This window comes from Scandinavium manionii, from assembly GCF_024764775.1.
GTDB lineage: Bacteria > Pseudomonadota > Gammaproteobacteria > Enterobacterales > Enterobacteriaceae > Scandinavium > Scandinavium manionii.
Map to the genome: position 1 here is coordinate 1 of NZ_JALIGC010000014.1, position 536 is coordinate 536.

The following is a 536-nucleotide window of genomic DNA, read 5'->3' on the forward strand; positions in this document are numbered from 1 at the left end:
CATCCGTACTGGATATAGCCTGTAGAAGTGAAGGCACAACATCCATTCCAAATTGTCCATGTTGCAAATCGACCGTCACTGAATCGAAACCGCACTGGCCCAACACTTCAGCAATATAGCCACTATTACAAGAAAGCCAGGCATTGATGGCTGGTCTTTTCAGAGTAACAAGCTCACGTAATCTATTAGGACGCATAAATTAATCTCTTTATAAATAATAATGAGAGGGATGGTGAAGCTATAAACGAAGAGACAAATAACGTAACCGATTGACCGTTCCCTACAGTGTCTGTGCATTAATGCACGACATTTTCACGACTTTCTACGAGTACTCTTTCATCACAATTCGTTATTAGGCCAACCGGATATGTACTCTTTCTCATCTAATTCAGGAGAGGCTCCAGAGCGCTCCCGATAAAAAAGAGCAACGGCGACAGTAGTAAATAATGCAACGCCAACCAGATAATAAGCCGGCGCAAGCTTATTCCCGGTAAATTCAACGAGTGCAGTGGAAATAAACGGTGTCGTTCCACCGA

Annotated in this window: 2 pseudogenes; both read right to left on the reverse strand. The window is 43.1% G+C overall.

What is annotated here, in order from left to right:
* Positions 1-196, reverse strand: a pseudogene (locus tag MUU51_RS00075) (2,4-dihydroxyhept-2-ene-1,7-dioic acid aldolase); the annotation flags it as partial.
* Positions 197-339: 143 nt separating this feature from the next.
* Positions 340-536, reverse strand: a pseudogene (locus MUU51_RS00080) (hypothetical protein); the annotation flags it as partial.